1 protein-coding gene is annotated in these 1,854 nt (G+C 73.0%); it reads left to right on the top strand.

Annotated features, from left to right (window positions below):
• Nucleotides 1-1,854: 3'-5' exonuclease (locus AB4Y99_RS27440; RefSeq protein WP_441525572.1), on the top strand; the 1,854-nt coding region annotated here is incomplete at both ends.

The following is a 1,854-nucleotide window of genomic DNA, read 5'->3' as shown; positions in this document are numbered from 1 at the left end:
GTTCACCAGCGGCGGCGATCTCCGGCTGAAGCCGCGCACCATCTTCGTCGTCGGCGACGAGAAGCAGTCGATCTACGGCTTCCAGGGAGCCGCGCCCGCAGCCTTCGGTGAGGAGAGGCGCGCATTGGAAAGGCGGATCGAGGCCGCGCGGCTGGATTTCGAGGCGATCAGCCTCAACACCTCCTTCCGCTCGGCGCCCGACATCATGCAGGCGGTCGATGCCGTCTTCGCCCTGCCCGGGCATGCGCGCGGACTCGTCTTCGACGGCGCGGCGCGGCCGGAAACGCACGACACCGTGCGCCGCAGTGCGCCCGGCACGGTCGATATCTGGCCGCTCGCCGCCAACGATACCGGCGAGCGGCCCGATGCCTGGACCACGCCGGTCGACGCGCCCGAGCGCCGCAGCGGCACGGTTAAGCTCGCCGAGCGCATCGCCGGCACCTTGCAGCGCTGGCACCGCGACCGCCGCGACGATCGCGGCAACCCGTTCAAGGCCGGCGACGTGATGATCCTGCTGCGCCAGCGCGGCGCGCTGTTCGAGGCGATCGTCAAGGCGCTGAAGGACGCCGACGTTCCCGTCGCGGGCCGCGACCGGCTGACGCTGGCCGAGCATCCGGCGGTGGAGGATCTCGTCGTGCTCGGCCGCGCTTTGCTGCTGCCGGATGACGACCTCACTCTGGCGACCGCGCTCAAGACGCCATTGATCGATCTGAACGACGACGATCTCCTGCGCCTCGCCCCCGGCCGCAAGGGTTCCTTGCGCGCCGCCTTGCAGGAGGCCGCCGGAACCGAGCCGCGCTATGCCGCGGCGGAAGCGAAGCTGATCCACTGGACCCGTGAGGCCGGGCGCTGCGGCCCCTTCCGCTTCTTCGCCGATCTGCTCGGCCCCGGTGGCGGGCGCAGTCTCGCTCTGGYGCGACTGGGCGCCGAGGCCGGCGACGCGCTCGATGCCTTCCTCAATGCCGCGCTCGACCATGAGCGGCGCTACGGCCCCTCGCTCGCGGGCTTCCTCCAGCATGTCAGCGGCAGCGCCGCCGATGTGAAGCGCGACCTCTCGGCCAGTGCCGGCGAGGTGCGCGTCATGACCGTGCACGGCTCGAAGGGGCTGGAGGCGAAGATCGTCATCCTGGCCGATCTCGGTCCCGAGCCCGGCGCCAAGCGCCTGCCGAAGATCATGGCCGTTCCGGCACCGGGCAGCTCACTTGTGCCGATCTGGCCGCCGGCCAGCGCCGAGGACATCGCTGCGACCGCGGGCGCCAAGGCGATCGTGGTGGCGCAGATGGTCGAGGAGCATCACCGCCTGCTCTATGTCGCGATGACCCGCGCCGAGGACCGGCTGATCGTCTGTGCCGCGCAAGCCAAGGGCGAGGCGCCGGAGGGAAGCTGGTACGCGATGATCGCCGAGGGGCTCGCAGCCTCCGAGGCCGGCCTGCGCGAGATCGGGGAGGGGGATGAGGCGATCCTGCGCTTCACCGTGACGCCGCGGGCGCCTCCGGAGGATGAACCCGAACCGCCCCCCGCTCCGGCAGGGCTTGCGCCCCCCGATTGGCTGGCGCGCCCGGTCGCGCGGGAGGCCGAGCCGGCCCCGCCGCTGAAGCCGTCCGGCGCGCTTGCCGCCGCCGATCGCGAGGAGCGTCCGGGCGACGGGCCGTTCCTGGCCGAGGCCGCTGCGGCCGGCCGGCTGGCGCATCTCCTGCTCCAGCTCCTGCCCGATGTCCCGGCCGAGCGCCGCGCTGCAACAGCCGAAGCGCTGGCGCAGGCGCGCGGCGGCGCGCTGCCGCCCGAGCGCCGCGCCCGTCTTGCCGCCGACGCCTTGCGCCTGCTGGCGGTGCCCGATCCCGCTGCGCTCTTCAC

The organism is Allobosea sp. TAB14, from assembly GCF_052113865.1.
GTDB classification, from domain to species: Bacteria; Pseudomonadota; Alphaproteobacteria; order Rhizobiales; family Beijerinckiaceae; genus Allobosea; species Allobosea spartocytisi.
The sequence above is the reverse complement of the archived record's forward strand: the minus strand, read 5'-3'. Positions and strand labels throughout refer to the sequence as shown.